The organism is Parapedobacter lycopersici (assembly GCF_040395035.1).
In the GTDB taxonomy this organism is placed as follows: Bacteria; Bacteroidota; Bacteroidia; order Sphingobacteriales; family Sphingobacteriaceae; genus Parapedobacter; species Parapedobacter lycopersici_A.
The window spans coordinates 1-4,653 of record NZ_JBEBRB010000112.1; the positions used below are offsets into that span (position 1 = coordinate 1).

Here is a 4,653-nt window from a genome sequence, read left to right on the forward strand (position 1 = left end):
CGATAAAGACTTATTTTATGGCACGGAATAGAATGCTATTTATTCGTAAAAATGCGAGCTGGCTGGCAATAGGGTGCTTTTCACTCTTCTTTTTACTTATTGCTTCAACAAAGCAGGCCTTAGTATATATTGCAAAAAGACGATTTGATTTGGTCAAGTGGCATTATAAGGGAGTTTGGTGGAATATGACACACGCAACGGACAGTTATGATCTGGGATTTAAATTAATTCGATAATGGCGATTCTCTTCTGGCTGGCCATCGGGATTGTGTGTTACGCCTTTGTCGGTTATGGCGTTGTCTTATATCTGCTTGTTAAGCTAAAGCGTGCGCTGGTATCTCCCTATCCTATAAGTAATGCGTCATCTGTATATCCTACGGTGACCTTACTCGTGGCCGCTTACAATGAGGCTGACATCATTGGTGCTAAAATAGCGAACACGCTTGACTTGGACTACCCGGAAGAACGGTTACAGCTTATTTTTATAACAGATGGTTCCGATGATGATACACCGGCTATTGTGGGCGGTTATTCGGGTATAACGTTGCTGCATCAGGCTGAACGCCGCGGAAAAATGGCTGCTATCAAACGTGCGATGAATCATGTGCAGGGCGAGATCACGATTTTTACAGATGGAAACACCTTCCTGAATCCGGAGGCAATCAAACAGTTGGTCAAGCATTATCAAAATCCGAAGGTAGGTGCTGTCGCGGGCGAAAAACGAATTAAAGTTGATCGAACTGCCGATGCGAGCGCAGCAGGAGAAGGATTCTACTGGAAATATGAATCTAAATTAAAGCAGCTTGATTATGCCTTTTATTCTAATGTAGGTGCTGCAGGCGAATTGTTCAGTATCCGTACGGCGCTTTATCCGCCTGTGGAAACGGACACCATTATCGATGATCACATGATCGCGATGCGTATCGCCGAAAAGGGATTCATCATCGCCTATGAGCCGGCAGCTTATGCGATGGAAACTGCATCTGAAAATACATCGGAAGAGTTAAAAAGGAAGATTAGAATAGCAGCAGGAGGATTACAATCCATATTGCGGCTGCCTAAAGCCGCTAACCCTTTTTTCTATCCGTTGCTGACGTTTCAATATATTAGCCATCGGGTATTGCGGTGGACTATCGTACCTTTCTTATTGCCATTGATTTTTATACTGAACGTAGTTATGGTTGCGGAAGGTACAGGAACCGTATATGTTATCTTGTTTGCAATGCAGCTTCTTTTTTACGGGATGGCGGTTATCGGTTGGCTGCTGGAAGGCCGCCAGCTGCGCATTAAGCTGTTTTTTATACCGTATTACTTTTGCCTGATGAACTACGCTGTTATTGCCGGAATATTTCGTTACTTGAGGGGAAATCAGGCCGCAGCTTGGGAAAAATCAAAGCGGAAAACGGAATTACGCTAACTGTATTTCATAAAAAGCAGGGGTGTGACCATCTGAATTATTCAGGCAGACACTTAGGAGGTGATTTGAGTTGGTTAAATAGCAGCTATGGGAATGGTAATGGTATTTCGCCCTCTCGTTTGTACCGAAACGATGCAAGAGCGGATGGGTGCCCTGCAACGCAGGTACATGTATAGGCGATTGGGCTAGACCGTAGCCAATATGCTTTAAAAAAGCTTCTTTCCGCGTCCATAGTAAATAAAAATTGCAATATGGCGATGAAGCGTCCTGTATATATCGGATTTCTTCGGCTGAAAAGTTCGCGGGCAGCACGGTGTTAAAATCAAAATGGGGATTGAGATACTCGATATCAATACCTATGGGATGTGCATCCAATCCAATGACCACATAGTCACCCGCATGTGCGAGGTTAAACTGAGGGGCATTAAAATGTGGGGCCAGCGCGGGTTTACCATAAGCGTTATGCTGGAAAGGTGTATTTTCCAGTCTCTGGTGTGTATAACTGTTCAGCAGTTTACGTAATAGCGCCCTCCCGATAATAAACCGTAAACGGTCCTCGGTTTGCCGGAAGCGCAATGCGCGTTGCTGTTCATCCGGAAGAAGCGCCTGAAAAAGGCTCTGGACGATATCACTCGAAATATGTATCGTTGTACACAACACAACCGGATGTGGTATACGATCGGCTTCTTCCAATGGAATGACTGCCCACTGCGGAGTGATGATCAAATGATTGGTGATCATGTCATAGTCTGTGGTGCGTCCGAGTGACATGTCCTGCGAAATTCAGTTTGGGATACATAAACAGCTTCATTACTGGTCAACCGGACTCCCCTGGACGTCGGCGGAACGAAGCCGTTCCCCATAGTTCGCGGTTTGCCTTACCCGAGGTCGCCTTGTCCGACAATAGGTCATCAACATAACACATAGTAGGATAATGAGGCGATTCTATGAATCTGCCGCATTCGAATTGACCATCAGGTAGTTTCCCGGATTCGCCGAATCCTCAACAAACCACGCAGGGTTCCCAAGGCGGTCTTTCCCCAATTTTGCACCCAAAACAGGTGGATTGCTGAACGGCAGCGTAACTTCACTGTGCTGTACATTGTCGGTTACCGGAATGAAGCCGGCGGTCACCAGTTCCTCCAGGCTTTCCTTGAAGATTTGGAGGATAAATGCAATATCGGCGTCGCTATGGGAGGTAGTCAGGAAACAGGGGAACCCATCCCATATATGTACCCCTTTGAAACGCATCCACGCAAATATTAATTCATAATAGGAATATTCCTCTTTGAATTTAATTTTCCATAATGATCCGAACTGGGCGATATAAACAGGTATACCTAACTGGGTACAGTACATATTCATGGTTTCTGCCATATACTGTGTTTTCGCATTCAGGCTTTCCTGCAATGTGGGTCCCTGTGTTTTTAAATAATTCAGTGTGGCCCAGGCTGTAGCTAATGCCAACGGATGCCGGACAAAAGTTCCAGCAAAGTAGGTCACTCCAACCTCCGGAATCGACGTATCACCGTATTGCCAGAAACCACCATCCAAGGCATCCATATAGGTACTTTTTCCGGCAATAACGCCAATGGATAAGCCGCCACCAATCACTTTTCCATAGGTCGCCAAATCTGCTTTGACCCCGAATAGTGCCTGTGCACCACCCGGGTGCATGCGAAAACCAGTGATCACCTCATCAAAAATTAATAATAAGCCATTATCATTGGTTAGCTGGCGTAGCTTTTTAAGAAAGTCTATCGGTTGGAATTCGGGCCGTCTGCTTTGCACGGGTTCAACGAGCACCGCGGCAATATCCGCAGCACGTTCTCGGATGATGTTTAATGCTTCATCGGTACCGTAATCCAATACTAAAATATTGTGAACAGCTTCCGGCATAATGCCGGCTGCAGCGGGAAACGATTTAAGTTTTTTGGTTCCCCGAACAAGCACTTCATCATTGATGCCGTGATAGGAACCGTTGAACGAAACAATCAGTTTCTTGCCAGTAACCGTACGGGCGATACGGATAGCACCCAATACAGCTTCTGAACCTGTATTACACAGACCGGCACGGTCAAAGCCGGTAAAGGAGCAGATGAGATTACACACTTCTCCGGCCAGTTCATGCTGCGGTCCGATTTCGTAACCTTTTTCAATTTGGTTAAGTAGAGCCTCTTTCAGGACAGGAGCTTGATAGCCCAAAAAATTGGAACCGAATCCATTGAGTGCGTCGACGTATTGGTTGCCATCGATATCCCACAGACTACTGCCTTCTGACCGGTTCACGACAAGCGAATAAATCATCTCCTTCGTATACGGCTTAAATCCAGACACAATTCTTGGATCTGCCATGTAGGAACGGTGCTGCTGGCAATAATCTTTACTGGCCTTCGTTTTTTCGTTGTACCTCGAAATAAATTCCTGTAGGAACTGAAGCTGTTTTTCACTTAGTTCAGTGACATGTTTATCAATTTTGGCCGTCGCTCCAAATGGCTTTTTGAAGGCCGCTACTTCATCCGCCGTCAGGTCGGAGTTCGTGTCGCCGTTTACAGCTGGCGATGGTGCTACTGCGACGGTATTGGTAGGAGACGAAGCATTGACAGGGACCGTAACGGGAGCCGCCTGTTGCCCCTGCATGAGCTGTATTTGCTGTGCGAGTAGATTGAGTTGCTGCGCAACAAGATTCAATGCGATATTGGAGCCATTCAGCGAAGGCGCCATGGTTGTGTCTGGCCGAAACGCCGAGGCCGATGCCGGCATGTGGGATGATTCCGGTGCAGTTGCCGGTAATGATGTCGGGGCTGTTGCAGTTTCTTGACGATAAACCTCGGCGGGCAGCTGTTCATCCAGGTATTGTGCAAGCGTGTCCAGACTGTACAGGTCCTCATTCAGTTGCCTGAATGTAATCGGTACGTTGAATTTGCTTTTTAAGTTACTTGCAATCTGTGTAAGCAGTAGGGAATCGAAGCCCAGCTCAAAAAAGCTGTCCTGATTGCCAGCCTGCGCCATTTCTATCCCCGAAGCTCCTTCCAATAACGTCCGGATTTCCTGTATAATTATTTCTTTTCTCATGATAACTGATTGTATCTCATTATGCTGTGGATTGGTAGCAAGTGCCATGTTCATTGCCTGATTATCGGGTACAGTCGGTGTCAGCCAATAACGTTTTTTGTTATAGGCATAGGTAGGCAACTGAACTAAAAAGCTGCGGTCTGTCCTGTTAAAATAGGCAG

Annotated in this window: 3 protein-coding genes and 1 pseudogene; 2 read left to right on the plus strand and 2 right to left on the minus strand. The window is 46.2% G+C overall.

What is annotated here, in order from left to right; all coding sequences use genetic code 11:
- Together ABWO75_RS13290 and ABWO75_RS13295 are read left to right on the plus strand one after the other, a co-directional pair.
- Positions 1-236: pseudogene (locus ABWO75_RS13290) on the plus strand (glycosyltransferase family 2 protein); the annotation flags it as partial.
- Positions 236-1,417, plus strand: coding sequence for a glycosyltransferase family 2 protein (locus ABWO75_RS13295; protein ID WP_353186312.1), 1,182 nt, complete (start codon positions 236-238; stop codon positions 1,415-1,417). The pseudogene ABWO75_RS13290 and the gene ABWO75_RS13295, both read left to right, overlap by 1 nt.
- On the opposite strand, the gene ABWO75_RS13300 is transcribed toward ABWO75_RS13295, so the two are convergent.
- Together ABWO75_RS13300 and ABWO75_RS13305 are read right to left on the minus strand one after the other, a co-directional pair.
- A complete protein-coding gene (locus ABWO75_RS13300; protein ID WP_353186314.1) occupies positions 1,409-2,188 on the minus strand; it encodes a 4'-phosphopantetheinyl transferase family protein in 780 nt (259 codons plus the stop codon). The genes ABWO75_RS13295 and ABWO75_RS13300 overlap by 9 nt on opposite strands.
- Before the next feature lie 174 nt (positions 2,189-2,362).
- Positions 2,363-4,653, minus strand: a 2,291-nt coding sequence (locus ABWO75_RS13305; protein WP_353186316.1) for an aminotransferase class III-fold pyridoxal phosphate-dependent enzyme, incomplete at its 5' end; no start/stop codon positions are given.